Here is a 20,102-nt window from a genome sequence, read left to right on the forward strand (position 1 = left end):
GCGCCCGCCGGACGCCGACCGGTGTACCGGGCAGACCAAACCTCACTCCTTACCCGAAACAGAGCGGAGCTGACACGACACGTTCGCGTGATTCTCTCGACATACCGTCTCGCGGCCTGGCCGGTTAGGGTTGACGTACCGCAGGTCGATCTTGAGGAGTGTGTGTGCTGGTTCTGGTGGCGGTCCATGCGTTCGCAGCCGTGACCGCCCCCGTGCTGGTACGCCTCCTCGGTAGACGTGTGCTCTACCTGCTGGCCGCCGTCCCGGCCGCGGCGCTGGTCTGGGCGCTGACCCGGACCGAGGCGGTCCGCTCTGGCCGGCCCGTCGTCGAGACGGTCACCTGGGTGCCGCAGCTCGGGCTGGACCTCGCGTTGCGGATGGGCACGCTGTCCTGGCTGCTGGTGCTGCTCGTCGGCGGTGTCGGCGCGCTCGTGCTGGTCTACAGCGCGCGCTACTTCGACTCCGACGATCCCAGCCTCGGCCGGTTCGCCGCGGTGTTCGTCGCGTTCGCCGGCGCGATGCTCGGCCTGGTGGTCTCCGACGACCTGCTGCTGCTCTACGTGTTCTGGGAACTGACCACCGTCTTCTCGTACCTGCTGATCGGCAGCGATCCCACCAAGCGGGAGAGCCGGCGGGCCGCGATGCAGGCGCTGCTGGTGACCACGCTCGGCGGCCTGGCGATGCTCGCCGGGTTCGTGATGCTGGGCCAGCACGCCGGCTCGTACCGGTGGTCCGAGATCTCCGGGAACCTGCCCGACGGCGGCTACCTCACCGTCGCGCTGGTGCTCGTCCTGCTCGGCGTGACGAGCAAGTCGGCGATCTTCCCGTTCAGCTTCTGGCTGCCGCGCGCGATGGCCGCGCCCACGCCGGTCAGCGCCTACCTGCATGCCGCCGCCATGGTCAAAGCGGGTGTGTTCCTGGCCGCGCTGATGGGCCCGGCGGTCGGCCAGGCCACCGTGTGGCGGGCGGTCCTGCTCGCCGGCGGCCTGATCACACTGTTCCTCGGCGGGTGGACGGCGCTGCGGCAGGTCGACCTCAAGCTGCTGCTGGCGTACGGCACCGTGAGCCAGCTCGGCCTGCTCATGGTGATCCTCGGCGCGGGCACCCGGGACACCGCGCTGGCCGGCGCCGCGATGCTGCTGGCACACGCCCTGTTCAAAGCCACCCTCTTCCTCGTCGTCGGCGTCGTCGACCACGTCACCGGCACCCGTGACCTGCGCGAACTGAGCGGTCTGGGTCGCCGGGCGCCGGTGCTGGCGGCCGTCGCCGGCCTCGCCGCCGCCTCCATGGCCGGCCTGCCGCCGCTGTTCGGCTTCGTGGCCAAGGAGGCCGCGCTGGAGGCGTTCCTGCACGGCGGGACCGTCGAGCTGCTGGTGCTCGCCGGGGTGGTCGTCGGCTCGGCGCTGACGGTGGCGTACACGCTGCGCTTCCTCTGGGGCGCGTTCGCCGCCAAGCCCGGCGTCGCGGAGACCCGGCCGCACCGGATCGAGCCGGCGTTCATCGGCCCGGCGGCGGTGCTCGCCCTGGCCGGCCTCGCGGTCGGCATCGGCGCCCCGGCGGTGGACCGGGTGCTCGCCCCGTACGCCGACCAGTTCCCGACCGCCGACCCCGGCTACCACCTGGCGCTCTGGCACGGGCTGACGCCCGCCCTCGGCCTGTCCGCGCTGGCCGTCACCGGCGGCGTCGCGCTGTTCCTCCTGCTGCACCGCCGCCGTCCGTACCTGGCCCGGCTGCCCTTCGACGGCGCCACCGGCTACGACCGGCTGGCGAGCGCCGTCGACCGCGCGGCGGTGGAGCTCACCGGCGCCACCCAGCGCGGATCCCTGCCGTTCTACCTCGGCGTCATCCTGCTGGTGCTGGTGATCATGCCGGGCGGCGCGCTGCTGGCCGGCGTGCCCTGGGCACAGCGGTTCCAGCTGTGGGACACGCCGTTGCAGGCCGTCGCGGGCGCGGTGGTCGTCGTCGCCGCGCTGGTGGCCGCCCGCGCCCGCCGCCGGCTCACCGCGATGATCCTGGTCGGGGTGACCGGCTACGGCACGGCGCTGCTGTTCATCCTGCACGGCGCGCCGGACCTGGCGCTCACCCAGTTCCTGGTGGAGACCGTCACGATCGTGATGTTCGTGCTGGTGCTTCGCCGCCTGCCGCGCCGGTTCTCGGCCCGCCCGATCCGCGCCACCCGGCGGTTCCGCGTCGCGCTCGGCGTGGCCGTCGGCCTGGTCACCGCCGGCATGGCGTACGTCGCGGCGGGCAGCCGGACGGCCACGCCGATCTCGGCCGGCTTCCCGGACGAGGCGGTGTCCTACGGCGGCGGCAAGAACGTGGTGAACGTGACGCTCGTCGACATCCGCGCCTGGGACACGATGGGCGAGATCGCGGTGCTGGTGGTGGCCGCCACCGGCGTGGCCAGCCTGATCTTCCGCGGCACCCGCGCGCTGGACCTGCGCAGCGGCATCCCCGGCGCCGGCCGGCAGCAGTCGTCGCGTCCGCGCTGGCTCACCACCGGCGCGACCTCCCGGCAGCAGTCGGTGATCCTCCAGGTCGTCACCCGGCTGCTCTTCCACGCCATCCTGCTGTTCGCCATCTACCTGCTCTTCTCCGGCCACAACGCGCCGGGTGGCGGGTTCGCCGCCGGGCTGGTCGCCGGCCTCGGCCTCGCGGTGCGATACCTGGCGGGCGGGCGTACCGAACTCAACGGCGCCGCGCCGGTGGACGCCGGGTTCGTGCTCGGCGCGGGACTGTTCGTCGCGGTCGGCACCGGCGTCGTCGCGATGCTGCTGGGCGGCGAGTTCCTGCAGAGCGCGACGCTCGACTTCCACCTGCCGCTGCTGGGCCACGTCCACTTCGTCACGTCCGTGTTCTTCGACGTCGGCGTCTTCCTCATCGTGGTCGGCCTGGTGCTGGACATCCTGCGCAGCCTGGGCGCCGAGATGGACCGCCAGGAGGAGGACGACGAGCAGGAGAACGAACCGGCCGGCGTACGGGAAGAGGAGCTGGTGTGAGCCCGAACATCCCCAACCTGGTCTACATCCTGGTGATCGGCGTCCTGTTCGCCACCGGGGTCACGCTGCTGCTGGAACGCAGCCTCACCCGCGTCCTCATGGGGGTCATCCTGCTCGGCAACGGCGCGAACCTGCTGCTGCTCACCGGCGGCCGGGCGGGCGGCCCGCCGATCGTCGGCACCTCCGCCGAGGAGGACATGTCCGACCCGCTGCCCCAGGCGATGGTGCTGACCGCGATCGTCATCACGCTCGGCATGACCGCCTTCCTGCTCGCCCTCGCCTACCGCAGCTGGCACCTCAACGGCCACGACGAGGTGCAGGACGACGTCGAGGACCGCCGCATCATGGAGCTGGCCGACCGGGACGAGGGCCCCGGCACCGCCGACGCCGACGTGGCCGACGGCAGTCCCGAGGCGCGGGTCCTGGCCGCCGCCGAGGCGGAGGGGGGCCGATGACCTGGCTCGTTCCGCTGCCGGTGGTGATGCCGCTGCTCGGCGCGGCCCTCACCCTGCTGCTCGCCCGGCGGGCCCGCATCCAGCGGTGGGTAAGCATCGTGGTGCTCGCGGCCACCGTCGCGGTCGCGGCTCTGCTGCTGGTCCGCTCGTCGCTGGACGGCCCGCTGGTGGTGGAGGTGGGCGGCTGGGCCGCGCCGATGGGCATCGTGCTCGTCGCCGACCAGCTCGCCGCGCTGATGCTCGTGGTCTCCGCCTCGGTGACGCTGTGCGTGCTCGTCTACTCCATCGGGCAGGGCATGGCCGACGGCAACGAGGAGACGCCGCTGTCGGTCTACCACCCGACCTACCTCGTGCTGACCGCCGGCGTGTGCAACGCGTTCCTCTCCGGCGACCTGTTCAACCTCTACGTCGGCTTCGAGATCCTGCTGGTGGCCAGCTACGTGCTGCTGACGCTGGGCAGCACGGAGACGCGGATCCGGGCCGGCACCACGTACGTCGTGGTCAGCCTCCTGTCGTCGCTGATCTTCCTGGTGGCGATCGGCCTGGTCTACTCCGCCACCGGCACGCTGAACCTGGCCCAGCTCGCCGACCGCCTGGACGCGCTCCCCGACGACCTGCGCCTGGTCCTGCAGGGCATGCTGCTGCTCGCGTTCGGGATCAAGGCGGCGGTGTTCCCGCTGTCGGCGTGGCTGCCGGACAGCTACCCGACCGCGCCCGCGCCGGTCACAGCGGTCTTCGCCGGCCTGCTCACCAAGGTCGGCGTGTACGCGATCATCCGCACCGAGACGCTGCTGTTCCCCGGCGGCCGCACCGCCGACCTGCTCATGGTGATAGCGGCGTTGACCATGGTGGTCGGCATCCTGGGCGCGGTGGCCCAGTCCGACATCAAACGGCTGCTGTCGTTCACGCTGGTCAGCCACATCGGCTACATGCTGTTCGGGGTCGGCCTGACCACCCCGCTCGGCCTGTCCGCGGCGATCTTCTACGTGGTGCACCACATCACCATCCAGACCACGCTGTTCCTCGCCGCCGGCCTGGTCGAACGGCGCGGGGGCAGCACCGCGCTGGACCGCCTCGGCGGGCTGGCCCGGCTGTCGCCGCTGCTGGCGCTGCTGTTCTTCGTGCCCGCCCTCAACCTGGCCGGCATACCACCGTTCTCCGGGTTCCTCGGCAAGCTCGGTCTCGTGCAGGCCGGCGTGGACGACGGCGGGTTCCTGGCCTGGGCGCTCGTCGCCGGTGGGCTGCTGACCAGCCTGCTCACGCTCTACGCCATCGCCCGGGTGTGGAACCTGGCGTTCTGGCGGGCCCCGCACCCGGACATGCCGGGGCCCGGCGACGCCGACCGGGCGGCCCGGACCGAGGGCGCCGAGCAGCCGCACGAGGGCGCCTCGCCGGCCGGTGCCGTACTGCCCCGGCTGATGACCGTGCCGACCGCCGCCCTGGTGGTGCTCGGTCTGGCGCTGACAGTGGTGGCCGGGCCACTGTTCGAGATCAGCACCGACGCCGCCGACGACCTGTTGCGCCGTGCCCCGTACGTGGAGGCCGTGTTCCCGGAGGGACCGCCGTGACCAGTCAGCCGAAAGCGCCGCTGACCGCCCGTGACCGCTGGCGCAACCGAGCGATCGCCGTGACCGGCCTGGTCACCGTCTGGGTGCTGCTGTGGGGCACCTTCAGCTGGGCGAACGTGATAAGCGGCCTGGTCGTCGCCGCGGTGCTGCTCGTGGTCTTCCCGCTGCCACCGGTGACGTTCGCCGGCCGGATCCGGCCGGTGCCGCTGCTGAGGTTCCTGGCGCGCTTCCTGCGCGACCTGGTCGTGGCGTCCGCGCAGATCGCCTGGCTGGCCGTCCGGTCCAACCACCCCCAGTCGGCGATCATCGGGGTGCCGCTGCGGGTGAACACCGACCTCAACCTGACCCTCAACGCCGAAGCCCTGTCGCTGGTGCCGGGCAGCCTGATCGTGGAGGCCGACCGGAGCACGGGCACGCTCTACGTGCACGTCATCGGCATCCGCAGCCGCGACGAGGTGGAGCGCTTCCGCCAGAGCGTGCTGGAACTGGAGCAGCGCATCGTGGCGGCCGTCGGCTCGCCCGAGGAACTGGAGCTGGTCCGCCGATCCGCACCCGCCGGGCCGTCCCGGTCGGTCGACCTGGAAGGGGCACCGACGTGACAGTCGTCGCCGTGATCGTCACCCTGTTGCTCGTCGCTGCCGGTGGGCTCACCCTGGTCCGCATCATCCGCGGCCCGTCGATCCTCGACCGGGCGGTCGCCACCGACGTGCTGCTCGCCGTCGCTGTCGCGGCCATCGCGACCGAGGCGGCCTACAGCCGGGACGCCACCGCGCTGCCGGTGCTCGTGGTCCTGGCCCTGGTCGGTTTCGTCGGCTCGGTGAGCGTCGCCCGCTTCGCCGCGCGGAGGAACCCGAAATGAGCCTCGACACGGTCCTGGACACCGTCGCCGGTGCCTGCCTGATCGCGGGCGCGCTGCTCTGCCTCGCCGCCGGCATCGCGCTGGTCCGGTTCCCGGACGTGCTGTCGCGCATGCACGCCGCGGCCAAGCCGCAGGTGCTCGGACTGCTGCTGGTGCTGCTCGGTTGCGCGCTGCGGCTGCGTACCGGGGTGGACATCACCACGCTGGTGCTGGTCGGCCTGTTCCAGCTCGCCACCGCCCCGGTGGCCGCGCACATGGTCGGGCGGACCGCCTACCCGCACGACGACATCCGGCGGGACCTGCTGATCACCGACGAGCTGGCCGGTCACATCGACCGCATCCGCGCCGACCGGGCCGGTGAGCCGCGGGAGACGTCGCCGGTCCACACGTCCTGACGATCGCGAGCGCCGGAACAGGGGAGCCCATGAGCGGCACTGTCTACGAGAACGCCCGCATCCACACCCTCGACCCGGCCCGCCCGTACGCCGAGGCGATGCTGGTCCGCGGCGAGCGGATCGTCGCCGTCGGTGATCTCGCGGAGTGCCGGGACCGGGCCGGCGGCGGCGCACGCCGGGTCGACCTCGACGGGATGGCCGTGCTGCCCGGCCTGATCGACAGCCACATCCACGCGGCGTCCTACGTGCGCGGGCTGGACCAGGCGGACCTGCGCGGCACGGCGAGCCTCGACGAGGCGCTGACCCGGATCGCGGGACACGCCGCCACGCTGCCGCCGGACGCCTGGCTGCTCGGCGGCGGGTGGGACAGCAACAGATGGACCCGGCCGGTGCAGCCGGACCGCATCGACCTGGACCGGGCCTGCCCGGACCGGCCGGCGGCGCTGCCGAGCATCGACGGCCACACCATCTGGGTGAACAGCGCGGCCCTGGCCCGGCTCGGCATCGACGCGGCCACCCCCGACCCGCCCGGCGGGCAGATCGCCCGGGACGAGCACGGCGAGCCGACCGGGATCCTGCGCGAGGCGGCGGCGGACGCGGCGTACGCGGTGGTGCGCTCCCCGCACGCCGGTGACCTGGTCGCACAGTTGCGTACCCACCTGCCCCGGCTGCTCGCCGCCGGGCTGACCAGCATCCACGACCTGGACGGGCAGGACGCCCGCGCCGCCTACGAGACGCTGTACGCGCGGGGTGAGCTGCCGCTGCGGGTGCACAAGACGATTCCGGCCACAGCGTTGGACGAGGCGATCGACAGCGGCTGGGCCACCGGGGACGGGGACCGCTGGCTGAGCACCGGCCCGGTGAAGATCTTCACCGACGGCGCGCTCGGCTCGCACACCTGCCTGATGACCGAGCCGTACGACGGTGAACCCGGCAACCACGGCATCGCTGTCACCCCGGCCGAGGAGTTCGAGCGGCTGGTGGCGCGCGCGGCCGGGGCCGGGATCGCGGTGGCGGCGCACGCCATCGGCGACGCGGCGAACCGGATGGTGCTGCGGGCGTACGCGCGCTGGCGCGAGTCGGCGCAACCCGGTCCGGCGGCCCGGCTGCGGCACCGGATCGAGCACACCCAGCACCTGCTGCCGGCCGACGTGCCGCTGCTCACCCACCACGGGGTGATCGCCTCGATGCAGCCCACGCACTGCACCAGCGACATCCCGCTCACCACCCGGATGCTCGCCGGCCGGGGCCTGGCCTCGTACGCCTGGCGCAGCCTGCTGGACGCCGGCGCCACAGTGGCGTTCGGCTCGGACGCCCCGGTGGAGGATCCCGATCCGTTCTTCGGCATCCACGCCGCGGTGACCCGGCAGCAGCCCGACGGCACCCCGCCGGGCGGCGTCGACCCGCACGAGCGGCTCGACCTGGACTCGGCGCTGCGCTGCTTCACCGAGGCCGGGGCGTACGCCTCCTACGAGGAGCACCTGAAGGGCCGGCTGCGCCAGGGCATGCTCGCCGACTTCATCGTGCTGCCCACCGACCCGTACCGGGTGGAGGCGCAGCGGCTGCGCGACCTGACAGTGGCGCTCACGGTGGTCGGCGGCGTGGTCCGCTGGCAGCGCTGACCGGTCCCGCCCGGACGCCGTTGTCCGGGCGGGACCCGGCGGTCAGGCGCCCTTCACCCAGTCGAGGCTGAACCGGGCGAAGTAGATGCCGCCGGTGTTGCCCACCTCGTACAGGTTGCCGACAGTGCCGTCGGCCAGCACCGCCATCGTCGAGTAGCCGGCGCCGCCGGGCTTGACCAGCGCCCGCGCCGGCCAGCTCGCGCCGTCGTCGGTCGACAGCCGTACGGTGAGGTCGTTGCGCGCGGTCGGGTGCGCGTTGTTGCTGAACAGCGCCGTGCGGGTGCGCACCGGCGCCCGGTTCGCGCCGACCTCGGACGGGCGCAGGTAGGACATCTCGTCGGCGTTGCAGAGCGGGTCGGGCAGCAGGGCGCTCGCCGTCGCCGCACCGAACGTCGCGGCCCCGTCGGTGGACGTGGCGTAGAACCGGCTGCGGGTCGAGTTGTGCCGCATGTTCTGCACCACCGCGCCCGTGCCGCGTTCGATCGCCTTGCTCTCGTTGATGTTCCCGCCGGCGGATCCGCCGCGCCGCCAGGTCACGCCGTGGTCGTCGCTGTAGATGTTCGCGGCGTGGCTGGTGCCGGCCGAGTCCCGGTAGGCGATCGGCTGGATGAGGCGGCCGGTGCTGGTCTGGATGCCGTGGCCGGAGGAGAAGAACACCTGCCGCCAGGTGGGGTCCTTGACGGCCGGGTTCAGCTCGACCGGGGCGCTCCAGGTGGCGCCGTTGTCCCGGCTGGTGATGTAGCGCAGGTGCATGCTGTTCGGGTCGTCGGCGGTGTTCAGGCCGGAGCCGCCGGACCAGAAGCTGATGCCGGGCCGGGGGGAGTAGGTGAAGAAGCAGTAGACGACGCCGGTGGCGCGGTCCACGAGCAGGCTGGGGTCGCCGACGCCCTCGCTGGTGGTGGGCGGGGCGTGGATGACGCGGGGCTGCTCGAAGGTCCGGCCGCCGTCGGTGCTGCGGATCATCACGATCTGGATGTTGTTGGTGCCGCCGCCGAGGTCGTACGAGCCGTTGACCCGGGCGTCGGCCACGGCGATCACGGTGCCGTTGTTGGTGACCGCCAGGCCGGGGATGCGGACCGAGGCGACGGTGCCGTCGTACCGGCCGCCCGCGCCGTTGAGGTCGCGGATCACGGTCTGCGTGGTGAGCAGCGTGGTGCTTGTCATCTGCGGGTTGCCGGTGGCCAGGTCGCAGGAGGTGGTGCCGCGCAGCGTGGTGTCGAAGCCGGGCGCGGTGACGCGCAGCGTGTACGGGGTGCCGGCGCCGACGGTCCAGTAGTGCGGGTAGTTGCCCCCGGCGGCGATCGTCCGGGTCCACGGTGAGCCGGTGCGCCCGGCCCATGTGACGGTGAAGTCCCGGGCGGTCGTGGTGCGGTTCTCCAGCGCGAGCTGGAGGCGGCCGTTGGTGCAGTCGAAGCTGGTGAGCGCGGACATGCCGGTGCCGCAGTGGAAGATGCCGCTGGTGGTGTCGTCCAGGCCGGTCGGGGTCGTGGTGCGCAGCGTGTACGGCGTGCCGGGGGACAGCGTCCAGTACAGCTCGGCGCTGCTGCCGGCGGCGACCGTGCGGGTCCACGGCGAGCCGGAGCGACCGGGCCAGGTCACGGTGTAGGTCTGCGTGGTGGCGCTGCGGTTGTCGAGGTCGAGCAGCAGCCGGCCGGTGGTGCAGTCGGCGCCGGCGGTGGCCGTCACTCCGGCCGGGGCGGCGGCCTGGGCCGCCGTGGTGGGCAGTACGGAGAGCAGGGTCAGGGCGGCCACCGCGAGGACGGTTGCCCGGCGCGGCATGGCGCGGCGAGGGGACACGTGGTTCCTTCCGGGACGGGGGAGGGGGATCGGATCGACTATCTGACGTCAGATGTCCGATGTCTGCACGCTAGGCGGATCCGCCCCGGCCCGTCAAGGATCGGTTCCGGTCGACGTCCGATACGGCGCCGAGAGCCCTCAGCGATCGCGCCCGGGCGCCTCGCCGAGCAGCGCCTCGCCCAACGCGGTGAGCCGGTGCAGCATCAGGTTGCCGTGCCGCTGGCTGACGATCAGGCCGGCCTCGCGCAGGATGGTGGTGTGATGGCTGGTGGTGGCCGGCGAGATGCGAGCGCGCCGGGCCAGCTCGCCGGTGGTGGCGCCGCCGGCGGCGGCGCGCAGCACCGCCACCCGGGTGTGGCCGAGCAGTGGGCCGAGCCGGCGTTGCGGGCCGGTCGGCGGCGTCGGTTCCGATCGTTGCCGGCACGCCGGGTAGACAAGCGTGGGCGGCAACTCCGGGTCGGCCAGCGTGATCGGCGCATGCCAGCAGAAGTACGACGGGACAAGCGTGATCCCCCGGCCGTCGAGACGCATCTCCCGGTCCTCCGGGTAGCCGTGCACGGACAGCACCGGGGGATCCCAGGAGGTCTCCGGGCTCAGGTCGTCGAGGATGCGCCCGGCGCCGTCGTCGAGGACCCATGCCCCGCGCAGGGCCCGGTCACCGGAGACGGCGGAGGTGACCTGCGTCCAGTGCGGAGCGAGTGCGACCCGGAAGTAGGCACGCAGCGCGTCGCCGAGGCAGTGCCGGGCGGCGGGTCGGCCGGCGGCCAGATCGACCAGCCAGGGGCTGTCGACGGGAGTCACCATCCGCCCCAGTTCGGTGCGGATCCGCCGGGCCGGGGTGTCGAGAACCAGGTCGATGCCCTCGTCGGGGTCGGTGACCGGGCCGGGGGTGAGGAAGTCCGGGAAGTACCGCCTGAGCGGCGCGATCGGCAGCAGCCGCTCGCGGAGGACCGGGACGAGGCCGGCTCGTTGCAGGTCGGGGCGCACCTGCCGGTGCCAGCGGGCGTAAGCCGCGTGGCCGGCCCGGGTCTGGAGGCGGTGCAGGCTACAGATGATCTCCCACAGTGGATCCGGCCGGGCCGCCAGCCGGGTGCGGCTGAGGTCCCCGGCCGTGAAGTGGATGCGTAGCGTCCCCATGACGCACAGTGTTCCCGCATGCGCCACCGCGCTCAGTCTCGTCCCTGACATTGATGTACATCACTGGATGGCGGGGGTGGGCGGCAGCCGTACGGCTGCCGCCCCGAGGTGTCTCAGCCGGCGCCGCAGCTGGACCGCCAGCGGTGGGAGGCGATGTTGTCGTTGGCGTTGGCCATGTAACCGTCGCGGTTGGAGCCCCAGGTGAACCAGACGCCGGTGAGGTTGTCCCACGCGTCGCCGGCGCCGAGACAGGCGTACGCGCCGGTGTAGTCGGGGTGGATGTAGAGGGCGACCGGCCGGCCGCTGTTGGAGTCGTTCCACGCCGACGACGCCAGGTTGCGCATGCTGGCCCGGTTGTTGTTGTCGCAGTTGGCGTTCTCCGCCGTGTTGATCGTGTCCCAGTTGTTGTCGGCGTTGTACCACCAGCACCACCGGCCCGCCCAGCCGGCGTCCTGGCTGACGTAGAGGTACCCGCTGCCCGCGGCGGCGCGCTGCGCGGTGTCCGCGTGTGGGGTCGGCCGGGGCGCGGCCTGGGCGGCGGTGGCGGTGAAGGCCAGCGCGGCTGCCGCCGCGACCACTGTGGCCAGCACGGCGCGTACTGCTCTCATGGTGTTTCCCTCCGGTCGGTTCCTTCCGTGGCGGGCTGCCACGGACGTCGTGGGTGGTCAGCCGGCGGCCAGCGCGGCACGGGCCCGTGGCAGCGCGTCGGCCTCCAGGCGGAGCCGGTCCGCGATCTCGGCGCGGAACCGGGAGTCGACGGCCCGACGGTGCTCGGCGTCGAGCCGCCGGGCGAGCCGGCCGAGCCCGGTCCGCGTGGCGCAGGTCGCCTCCGCCACCGCCAGCCTGATCTCGCCGGGCGTGACGGAGCCGGGCGTGACGGGAGTCGGCTCCGGCGCCGACGCGCGGGCCGACGCCGGGTCCGCGACGTCGTGTCCGGCGGCCCGCATGCACCGCCGCCACGCCCGCACGCCGTCGGCGTAGCGGGGGTCGGCGAGCACCCGCCCGACGCGCGGGCCGGCGAGGTTGTCGGTGATCCGGGTGACGCGGTACCAGCCGGGCAGGTCGCGATAGAGCTGTCGCTCCGCCTCGGAGGTACAGCTGTGACTGCTGCGGCGCAGCACCCCGCCCGCCGGCAGCGTCACGCGCAACGCATCCGGCTCGCCCGGGTCGCCGTTGCGCGCGCGCACGGCGGCGGCGCCGCGCTCCGGTGGCAGCTCCCGGGCGTACCGCACGTTCGGGTCGGCCGCGATCGTCTCCTGGAGCCGGCGTTCCAGGGCGCCGCCGTATCCGTACCGGCGGGCGTAGGACACGTCGTCCAGGACGTACGGGAACTCGCGCAGTTCCGGCACCGGCTGCCGGGGGGCCGGCCAGTAGCGGAACCCGCGCCGTTGCATGCAGTCGCGGATCAGTACCTGCTCGGCGGCGTACAGCACCTCAGCGGGCGGGGCGGACGCGGCCGGAGCGGACACGGCCGGCGCGCTCGGGTCCGGTGGCAGTGCGGTCGCGCCGTGGTCAGCGGGCGGCGGCGCGGCGTCCCGGCTCGCGCCCAGCGCCCCGGCCACCGCCGCCGCGAGCACGGCCGGCACCGCTACCGCGTACCACCAGGACCGCGACCGGCGCGACACCACCGCCATGACACCCACCTCGGCCGTCCGGGGCGCCCGACGCGCCCGTCACAGACAGCTTCGGCACCGGGGGTGCCCCGGGACAGGGGGCTTCGATCAGGCTCGAACGACAGGTCCCGGCGTACGGCGGATCAGGGCTGCGCGGCGCGGGCGATGCTCGCCCGGATGGGCGCGTAGTGCTCGGCGATGGCCGAGCGCAGCGCCGCCGCGTCGGCGGCGGTGAGGGCGGCGACGATCGCCTGGTGCCGCTGGGCGGTGATGACCCGGTCCTCCGGCTCGGTGCGCAGGGTGGGCGCGACGATGGCCTGCACCTGCCAGAACGCCTCTGTCAACTGGACCAGCAGGTCGTTGCCGAGGGGTTCCATCAGCTTCAGGTGGAAGGCGCGGTCGACGTCGAGGAAGTCCTCGCCCTGGGCGGCCCGGCTGTGCATCTCGTCGGCGAGCGCGGACAGCTCCGACCGGTGCTGCTCGTCCAGCGCGTCGATGACGGTGGCGGCCAGGCCCTGCTCCAGCGTCTGGCGGACGTCGACGACCTGGGCCAGGACGTGATGGTCGTCCTCGCCACTGAGCAGGCCCCGGAACGTCAGGCTCTCCACCAGGGCGTTGAGCGACATGCGGCCGACGAACGTGCCGTGGCCGTGGCGTACCTCCACGATGTCGAGCGCGGAGAGGATCTTGACCGCCTCGCGGACGCTGGACCGGCTGGCACCGACCGCCTCGCACAGTTCCGTCTCGGTGGGCAGGAGGTTTCCCGGCTTCAGGCGGTTGCGCAGGATGTACTCCTTGATCCTGGTCGCCACCTCCTGCCGGCGAGGGCTGGGCCGCTCGGCGCCGCGTAGCGGACTGGCGTCAATGGTCGTCATCTGCCCCTTGCCCTTCGTTCCCGAATCTGTCACTCTCACCCTACCGGCATCAGACGTCAGACGTCATACACCTTATGCTTCACATCCCCGAGCGCGAGCGGTCACGCGAGCGCATGAAGAGCCTATGGAGGCAGCTACGTGAGCACCACCGGTAAGCCGTCGAGGAGCCGGCGCGCCCTGCGCGGCCGCGTCCGCTCCCTGACCGTCGCCTCCCTCGCGGGCGGCCTCGCGGTCGCGCTGGCGGCCTGCAGCGGCGGTCCCGCCTCGACAAACGCCGTGGGCGACGGGAAGGGGGGCACGTCGATCGAGGCGACGCTGGCCTTCACGCTCTCCAGCGGTTTCGATCCCAGCAACGCCTCCTCGGCCGTGGCGACAGCGGTCAACCAGCACGTCTTCGAGGGCCTCGTCGACCTCGACCCGATCACGCGGGAACCCTACAACGCCCTGGCCAAGAGCGACCCGACCCCCGGGGCCGACGGCCGGACCTACACCGTGACGCTGCGCGACGGCGCGAAGTTCTCCGACGGCACCCCGGTCACCGCCGAGGACGTGGCCTGGTCCTTCACCCGCGTGCTCAAGCCCGCGGACCCGAAGGCGCCGCCGCTCATGCAGGGCTTCGTCTCCTTCATCGACACCGTCACCGCCAAGGACGCCTCGACCGTCGAGTTCACGCTGAAGTACCCGTTCGCGCTGTTCAGCGAGCGGATCGCGGTCATCAAGATCGTCCCCAAGGCGAAGACCGGTGACGCGGCCGCGGCCAAGGCGTTCGACACCGCGCCGATCGGCTCCGGCCCGTTCAAGGTGGACAGCGCGTCCAAGGAATCCGGCATCAAGCTGAGCAAGAACGCGAACTACAACGGCCCGCGCGCCGCCAAGGTCGAGACGATGACGTGGAACACCACCACCGAGGCGTCGGCCCGCGTGTCGGACCTCCAGGGCGGCCGGGTGCAGGCCATCGAGGCCGTGCCGTACCTGAACGTGGACTCGCTCAAGGACAAGTACACGATCGACGTGAAGCAGGCCTTCAACCAGGTCTTCCTCATGTTCAACAACTCCGCCGCGCCGTTCAGCGACAAGCGCGTACGCCAGGCCCTGCACTACGCCATCGACAAGGAGGCGGTCATCAAGACCGCGCTCAACGGCTACGGCAGCCCGGCGACCAGCTACCTCGACGAGGGCAACAAGGCCTACCAGAAGGCCGGCACCGTCTACGACTACAACCCGGACAAGGCCAAGGCCCTGCTCCAGGAGGCCGGCGTCACCAACCTGTCGTTCCGGCTCGACACCACCGACAGCTCGGTGGTCAAGGACGTCGCCCCGCTGGTCATCGAGCAGTGGAAGAAGATCGGCGTCACCGCCACGCTGAACACCGTGCCGTCCTCGGCCATCTACGGCGACATCGTGCCCAAGGACACCTTCCGGGTGCTCATGGCCACCGGTGACCCGAGCGTCTTCGGCGTCGACACCGACCTGCTGATGCGCTGGTACTACTTCGGCGAGACCTGGCCGGGCCAGCGTTACCGCTGGAGCGACGCCGACCGCAAGGCCATGGGCGACCTGCTGGACAAGGCCGCGCAGACCTCCGACGAGGCGGCCCGCAAGGCGCTGTGGAAGCAGGCCCTGGACATGGCGGCGGACCAGGTGCCGCTCTACCCGATCCTGCACACCAAGGTCGTCACCGCGTACGACCCGGCCAAGGTGGACGGCTTCTCCGGCGCCTCCACCACCGGCCTGTACTTCCTGGGCACCGGCCGGACCGGCTGAGCCCACGCGCGGGGTTCCGGCCCCGCAGACGTCCCGCCCGGCCCACGTGACCCGTGCGGCCGGGCGGGCGTCCCGGCGCCCCCGCCACGAGAAAGAGAATCCATGCTGACCGTCCTGAACCTGGTCGCACGACGATTCCTGACGCTGATCCCCCTGGTGCTGGGCATCACGCTCTTCGTCTTCGTGATCATGCAGTTCTCCCCGATCGACCCGGCGCTCTCAGTCCTCGGTGACCAGGCCACGCCGGCGCAGGTCGAGGCGTTCCGCGCCGCCAACGGCCTGAACGACCCGCTGCCGCTGCGCTACCTGCACTTCCTCGGCGACCTCGTCCGCGGCGACCTCGGCATGACGTTCCCGCCGTCGGTCCCGGTCGCCGAGAAGATCGCTATGGCGCTGCCGCTTACCATCCAGCTCACCGCGCTCGGCGTCGTCGGCGCGCTCGTCATCGCGCTGGCCCTCGGCATCCCGGCCGCCCTGTACCGGGACCGCTGGCCCGACCAGGTCATCCGGATCGTCTCCATGGCCGGCATCGCCACGCCCTCGTTCTGGCTCGCCCTGCTGTTCATCCAGGAGTTCTCGGTCCGCCGCCCGATCTTCCCGACCGGCGGCTACGTCAACCCCGCCGACTCGGTCGGCCTGTGGTTGCAGTCGCTGACCATGCCGGCGCTGGCGCTCGCCGTACCGGTCGGCTGCTCGCTGGCCCGCATCGTCCGCACGTCGATGGTCGAGGAACTCGACAAGGACTACGTCCGCACCGCGATCGGCGCCGGACTGCCGCCGCGCGTGGTGATCGGCCGCAACGTGCTGCGCAACGCGCTTGTCAACCCGCTCACCGCGCTCGGCCTGCGGATCGGCTACCTCATCGGCGGCACCGTCGTCATCGAGGCGATCTTCTCGCTACCAGGCATGGGCACCCAGATCATGAGCGCCGTCCAGCAGAACGACACGGCGCTCGCCCAGGGCACCGTGCTGACCATCGCGCTCGGCTTCGTCCTGGTGAACCTGGTCGTCGACATCCTCTACCTCTTCGCCAACCCCCGACTGCGCGGAGGCCACTGATGCGCCGCTCCCTCGCCACGCGGCTGTCCCGCCCCGGCATGGCCTTCGCCCGGCTCGGTCTCGCGGCCCGGTTCGCGCTCGGCTTCGTCGCGCTCATCGTCGTGGTCGGCGTGCTCGCCCCGCTGCTGCTGCGCCACGATCCCACCCAGACCGGGCTCGGGCCGGCGTTGACCGGCCCGAACGGCGACTTCTGGTTCGGCCTGGACAAGCTCGGCCGCGACGTCTTCTCCCGGCTGGTCGCCGGCACCCGGCGCTCGCTGATCGTCGGCTTCGGCGCGGCCGGCATCGCGCTGGTGCTCGGCGCGATCCTCGGCGCGATCGCCGGAAGCAGCCGCACCGCCGTCGACGAGATCATCATGCGCTGCCTCGACGTGGTCATGGCGTTCCCGGCGATCGTGCTCTCCGCGCTGCTGATCATCTCGTTCGGCAAGAACAGCCTGCTGGTCCTCGTCATCGCGATCGGCTTCGTGTTCACCCCGTCGGTCGCGCGCATCGTCCGCGCCAACGTGCTGTCCCAGTACGGTGAGGACTACGTGGCCGCCGAGCGGATCATCGGCGCCCGGCGACCGCACATCCTCTGGCGGCACGTCCTGCGCAACTGCGCCGCCCCGATCCTCGTCTTCGTCACCGTCATGGTGGCCGACGCGATCGTCTTCGAGGCGTCGCTGTCCTTCATCGGCGGCGGACTCGCCCCGCAGGAGGCGGCCTCCTCGTGGGGCTCGGTGATCGCGTTCGGCAAGGAGATGGTGCAGATCGGCGGCTGGTGGGCCACGTTCTTCCCCGGCCTGCTGATCCTGCTCACCGTGCTGGCGCTCAACGTGCTCTCCGAGGGCATGTCCGACGCGTGGGCCGCGCCGGCGGCGCGCCGCGCCACGTCCACCACCAGCGGTGACGCGCTGGAGCAGGCGAAGCCCGGCACCGGCGAGGTGGTCGAGCTGCCAGGTCTCGCCGAGGCGGCACAGCGGCTGCGCGAGCGCGCCCGCCCGCTGCCGCAGGGCAAGCCGGTCCTTCAGGTCAGCGACCTGTCCATCGGCTTCGCCGGCCGCCACCGCGGCGTGGACATCGTCGACGGGCTCTCCTTCGACGTCCGCCCCGGCGAGGTCGTCGGCCTGGTGGGGGAATCCGGCTCGGGCAAGTCGCTCAGCGTCCTGGCCGTGATGGGCCTGTTGCCCCAGGGCGCCCGGGTACGCGGCGAGATCCGCTTCCAGGACACGAACCTGCTGACGCTGAACGCCAGGGGCCGCCGCGCCCTGATGGGCCGCGAGATCGCCATGGTCTACCAGGACGCGCTGTCGGCGCTGAACCCGGCGCTGCGCGTCGGCGCCCAGCTCGCCCAGATGATCCGCCGCGGCGGCACCCGCTCGGCCGAGGAGCTGATGCGGCTGGTCGGGCTGGACCCGCGGCGCACGCTCGCCGCGTACCCGCACGAACTGTCCGGCGGGCAGCGGCAGCGCGTCGTGATCGCTATGGCGCTGTCCCGCGACCCGAAGCTGATCATCGCGGACGAGCCGACCACCGCGCTCGACGTCACCGTGCAGGCCCAGGTGATGAAGCTTCTGCTGGACCTGCGCGAGCGGCTCGGCTTCGCCCTCATCCTGGTCAGCCACGACCTCGCCCTGGTCAGCGACGTCTGCGACCGGGTCGTGGTCATGTACGGCGGGCAGATCGTGGAGACCGGCGTGACCGCCGACGTGATGGAGGCACCCGCCCACCACTACGCCCGCGGCCTCCTCGGCTCCGTCCTGTCCCTGGAGACCGGCGCGGAACGGCTCACCCAGATCCGCGGCGTGGTGCCGTCACCGGCCGACTTCCCGAAGGGCTGCCGGTTCTCCGACCGCTGCCCGATGGCGACCGAGATCTGCCGGGACACCGCGCCCGCCCTGGCCGGCACGGACGGTCACGGGTACGCCTGCCACCACCCCGCCGTCACCGTCAGCGAGAAGGAGCCGGCCCGATGAGCGCCACCGCCGAGCACCGGCCGATCGCCGAACTGAGCGGCGTGCACGTGGTGCACGCCGCGCGCGGCGGCGGCATGTTCAGCCGGGAGAAGGTCTACGCGCTCACCGGCGCCGACCTGGTCATCCGGGCCGGTGAGACGGTCGGCATCGTGGGCGAGTCCGGCTGCGGCAAGTCCACGCTCGCCAAGGTGCTCGTCGGCCTGCAACGGCCGACCGCCGGCACGGTGTCGTTCGCCGGCAAGGACGTGTGGTCGATGAGCGCCGCCGAGCGGCGCGAGCACATCGGCGCCGGCGTCGGCATGATCTTCCAGGATCCGGCCACGTCGCTGAACCGCCGCATGCCGGTACGCGACATCCTGCGCGACCCGCTCGACGTGCACCGCCGGGGCACCCGGCAGCAGCGCGAGCAGCGGGTGGCCGAGCTGATGGCCCTGGTGGGCCTGCCCCGCTCGGTCGCCGACGTGCTGCCCAGCCAGCTCTCCGGCGGGCAGCGCCAGCGGGTGTCCATCGCCCGCGCGCTGGCCCTGGAACCGGGGCTGGTCATCGCCGACGAGCCGACGAGCGCGCTCGACGTGTCGGTGCGGGCCCAGATCCTCAACCTGCTGCTGGACCTCAAGGACCGGCTCGGCCTGGCGATGGTGCTGGTGTCGCACGACATCCAGACCGTCAAGCGGGTCAGCGACCGGGTGGTCACCATGTACCTCGGCCGCATCGTCGAGCAGACCCCCGCCGACCTGCTGCCCGAGGGCGGCCGGCACCCGTACACCCGGGCGTTGTTCTCGGCCACGCCGGGCCTGCTCTCGCCGATCGAGCCGATCCCGCTGGTCGGCCCGGTCCCGTCGGCGACCCGGCCGCCGAGCGGCTGCCCGTTCCGGACCCGCTGCTGGGCCGCCACCGAGGGCTGCGCCGTGGACATGCCGGCGCCGCGCCCCGCCGAGGGCGAGGGCCACGAGTTCCGCTGTCACCACCCGGTGCCCGCCGGCACCGCGAACACCGAACTGGTCGCGCTCGCCACCTCGGCGACCGGCCGCACCACATCTGAGTCTGTCGAGGAGAACCTGTGACCACCCCAGCCCCGCGGTTCGCCGGAGTCGTGCCGCCGGCCGTGACCCCTCTGACCGAGGAGGGCGAGGTCGACGTCCGCTCCCTGGAACGGCTGGTCGAGTGGCTGCTCGACGCCGGTGTCGACGGCATCTTCGCCCTCGGCAGCTCCGGCGAGACGGTCTTCCTCACCGACCGGCAGCGGGACCTGGCACTGGAGACCATCGTGAAGACCGCCGGCGGTGCCGTGCCGGTCATCGCCGGCTGCATCGAACCCACCACCCGCCGGGTCGTGGAGCGGGCCGAGGCGTCCACCCGCCTCGGCGCGGACGGCCTGGTCGTGACCGCGCCGTTCTACGCCATCGTCGGCCCGCACGAGATCGAGCGGCACTTCCGCGCGGTCGCCGCGGCGGTCGAGCTTCCCCTGCTGGCGTACGACATCCCGGTCTGCGTGCACAGCAAGCTCTCCGTCGACCTGCTGACCCGGCTCGCCGCCGACGGCGTGCTGGCCGGCGTCAAGGACTCCAGCGGCGACGACGTCGCGTTCCGCCAGCTGGCGCTGGCCGTCGCCGAGCACGCACCGGAACGGGACTTCAGCCTGCTCACCGGCCACGAGGTGGTGGTCGACGCGATGATGCTCGCGGGCGGCTCCGGCTCGGTGCCCGGACTGGGCAACGTGGACCCGGCCGGGTACGTGCGGCTGCACCGCGCCTGCGTGGCCGGCGACTGGGCCGCCGCCCGCCGGGAGCAGGACCGGCTGACCCGGCTGTTCCGCATCGTCGACGCCGCCGACCCGGCCACCTCGGCAGGCGCGACCCGGGGCGTCGGCGCGTTCAAGACCGCGCTGTCCCTGCTCGGCGTCATCGCCGGCAACGCGGTGTCGCTGCCGCTGCGGCCGCTGGACGCCGCCGAGACGGGCCGCGTGCGTACCCAGCTGGAACTGGCCGGGCTGCTCTGACC

The 20,102-nt window shown here is 72.6% G+C and carries 17 protein-coding genes; 12 read left to right on the top strand and 5 right to left on the bottom strand.

The window, feature by feature from the left end; translation table 11 throughout:
• Nucleotides 1–164 precede the first annotated feature (164 nt).
• The 7 genes from AB0C17_RS12020 to AB0C17_RS12050 are packed head-to-tail and all read left to right on the top strand — an operon-like array spanning nucleotide 165 to nucleotide 7,898.
• Complete coding sequence (locus AB0C17_RS12020; RefSeq protein ID WP_357478279.1) at nucleotides 165–2,999, top strand: Na+/H+ antiporter subunit A; 2,835 nt, start codon at nucleotides 165–167, stop codon at nucleotides 2,997–2,999.
• Nucleotides 2,996–3,454: a Na(+)/H(+) antiporter subunit C gene (locus AB0C17_RS12025; RefSeq protein WP_357384881.1), complete on the top strand. Its 459-nt coding sequence runs from the start codon at nucleotides 2,996–2,998 to the stop codon at nucleotides 3,452–3,454. The genes AB0C17_RS12020 and AB0C17_RS12025 overlap by 4 nt, the downstream gene beginning before the upstream one ends.
• A complete protein-coding gene (locus AB0C17_RS12030) occupies nucleotides 3,451–5,022 on the top strand; it encodes a Na+/H+ antiporter subunit D (RefSeq protein ID WP_357384883.1) in 1,572 nt (523 codons plus the stop codon). Before AB0C17_RS12025 ends, AB0C17_RS12030 begins: the two co-directional genes overlap by 4 nt.
• Nucleotides 5,019–5,621, top strand: a complete 603-nt coding sequence (locus tag AB0C17_RS12035; protein ID WP_357384886.1) for a Na+/H+ antiporter subunit E — start codon at nucleotides 5,019–5,021, stop codon at nucleotides 5,619–5,621. The genes AB0C17_RS12030 and AB0C17_RS12035 overlap by 4 nt, the downstream gene beginning before the upstream one ends.
• Nucleotides 5,618–5,881 carry a monovalent cation/H+ antiporter complex subunit F gene (locus AB0C17_RS12040; protein ID WP_354873039.1) on the top strand — a complete coding sequence of 88 codons (264 nt, stop codon included), beginning with the start codon at nucleotides 5,618–5,620 and terminating at the stop codon, nucleotides 5,879–5,881. Before AB0C17_RS12035 ends, AB0C17_RS12040 begins: the two co-directional genes overlap by 4 nt.
• On the top strand, nucleotides 5,878–6,276 hold the full coding sequence (gene mnhG, locus AB0C17_RS12045; protein WP_357478281.1) for a monovalent cation/H(+) antiporter subunit G: 399 nt from the start codon (nucleotides 5,878–5,880) through the stop codon (nucleotides 6,274–6,276). Before AB0C17_RS12040 ends, mnhG begins: the two co-directional genes overlap by 4 nt.
• A 29-nt stretch (nucleotides 6,277–6,305) precedes the next feature.
• A complete protein-coding gene (locus AB0C17_RS12050; protein WP_357478283.1) occupies nucleotides 6,306–7,898 on the top strand; it encodes an amidohydrolase in 1,593 nt (530 codons plus the stop codon).
• A 42-nt stretch (nucleotides 7,899–7,940) separates the two neighbouring features.
• Here the strand turns inward: AB0C17_RS12050 and AB0C17_RS12055 are convergent, their stop codons facing one another.
• The 5 genes from AB0C17_RS12055 to AB0C17_RS12075 form a co-directional block, all read right to left on the bottom strand.
• A complete protein-coding gene (locus AB0C17_RS12055; protein WP_357478285.1) occupies nucleotides 7,941–9,695 on the bottom strand; it encodes an exo-alpha-sialidase in 1,755 nt (584 codons plus the stop codon).
• A gap of 138 nt (nucleotides 9,696–9,833) precedes the next feature.
• Entirely contained in the window at nucleotides 9,834–10,832 is a 999-nt protein-coding gene (locus AB0C17_RS12060) for a helix-turn-helix domain-containing protein (protein ID WP_357384894.1), read from the bottom strand.
• Nucleotides 10,833–10,945: 113 nt separating this feature from the next.
• Nucleotides 10,946–11,440, bottom strand: a complete 495-nt coding sequence (locus AB0C17_RS12065) for a hypothetical protein (protein WP_357384896.1) — start codon at nucleotides 11,438–11,440, stop codon at nucleotides 10,946–10,948.
• Between the two features lie 57 nt (nucleotides 11,441–11,497).
• On the bottom strand, nucleotides 11,498–12,466 hold the full coding sequence (locus AB0C17_RS12070) for a hypothetical protein (protein ID WP_357478287.1): 969 nt from the start codon (nucleotides 12,464–12,466) through the stop codon (nucleotides 11,498–11,500).
• Between the two features lie 122 nt (nucleotides 12,467–12,588).
• A complete protein-coding gene (locus AB0C17_RS12075; protein ID WP_357384900.1) occupies nucleotides 12,589–13,320 on the bottom strand; it encodes an FCD domain-containing protein in 732 nt (243 codons plus the stop codon).
• 138 nt (nucleotides 13,321–13,458) lie between these two features.
• On the opposite strand from AB0C17_RS12075, the gene AB0C17_RS12080 reads away from it, so the two are divergent.
• The 5 genes from AB0C17_RS12080 (at nucleotide 13,459) to AB0C17_RS12100 (ending at nucleotide 20,100) form a co-directional block, all read left to right on the top strand.
• Nucleotides 13,459–15,084, top strand: a complete 1,626-nt coding sequence (locus AB0C17_RS12080; protein WP_357384902.1) for an ABC transporter substrate-binding protein — start codon at nucleotides 13,459–13,461, stop codon at nucleotides 15,082–15,084.
• Between the two features lie 102 nt (nucleotides 15,085–15,186).
• Nucleotides 15,187–16,143 carry an ABC transporter permease gene (locus AB0C17_RS12085; protein ID WP_357384904.1) on the top strand — a complete coding sequence of 319 codons (957 nt, stop codon included), beginning with the start codon at nucleotides 15,187–15,189 and terminating at the stop codon, nucleotides 16,141–16,143.
• Nucleotides 16,143–18,101: a dipeptide/oligopeptide/nickel ABC transporter permease/ATP-binding protein gene (locus AB0C17_RS12090; RefSeq protein WP_357384906.1), complete on the top strand. Its 1,959-nt coding sequence runs from the start codon at nucleotides 16,143–16,145 to the stop codon at nucleotides 18,099–18,101. The genes AB0C17_RS12085 and AB0C17_RS12090 overlap by 1 nt, the downstream gene beginning before the upstream one ends.
• Nucleotides 18,098–19,165 carry an ABC transporter ATP-binding protein gene (locus tag AB0C17_RS12095; RefSeq protein ID WP_357384908.1) on the top strand — a complete coding sequence of 356 codons (1,068 nt, stop codon included), beginning with the start codon at nucleotides 18,098–18,100 and terminating at the stop codon, nucleotides 19,163–19,165. The genes AB0C17_RS12090 and AB0C17_RS12095 overlap by 4 nt, the downstream gene beginning before the upstream one ends.
• Entirely contained in the window at nucleotides 19,162–20,100 is a 939-nt protein-coding gene (locus AB0C17_RS12100) for a dihydrodipicolinate synthase family protein (protein ID WP_357471170.1), read from the top strand. Before AB0C17_RS12095 ends, AB0C17_RS12100 begins: the two co-directional genes overlap by 4 nt.
• Nucleotides 20,101–20,102 lie beyond the last annotated feature (2 nt).

Origin of the sequence: Micromonospora sp. NPDC048887 (assembly GCF_040649715.1) — a bacterium.
GTDB lineage: Bacteria > Actinomycetota > Actinomycetes > Mycobacteriales > Micromonosporaceae > Micromonospora.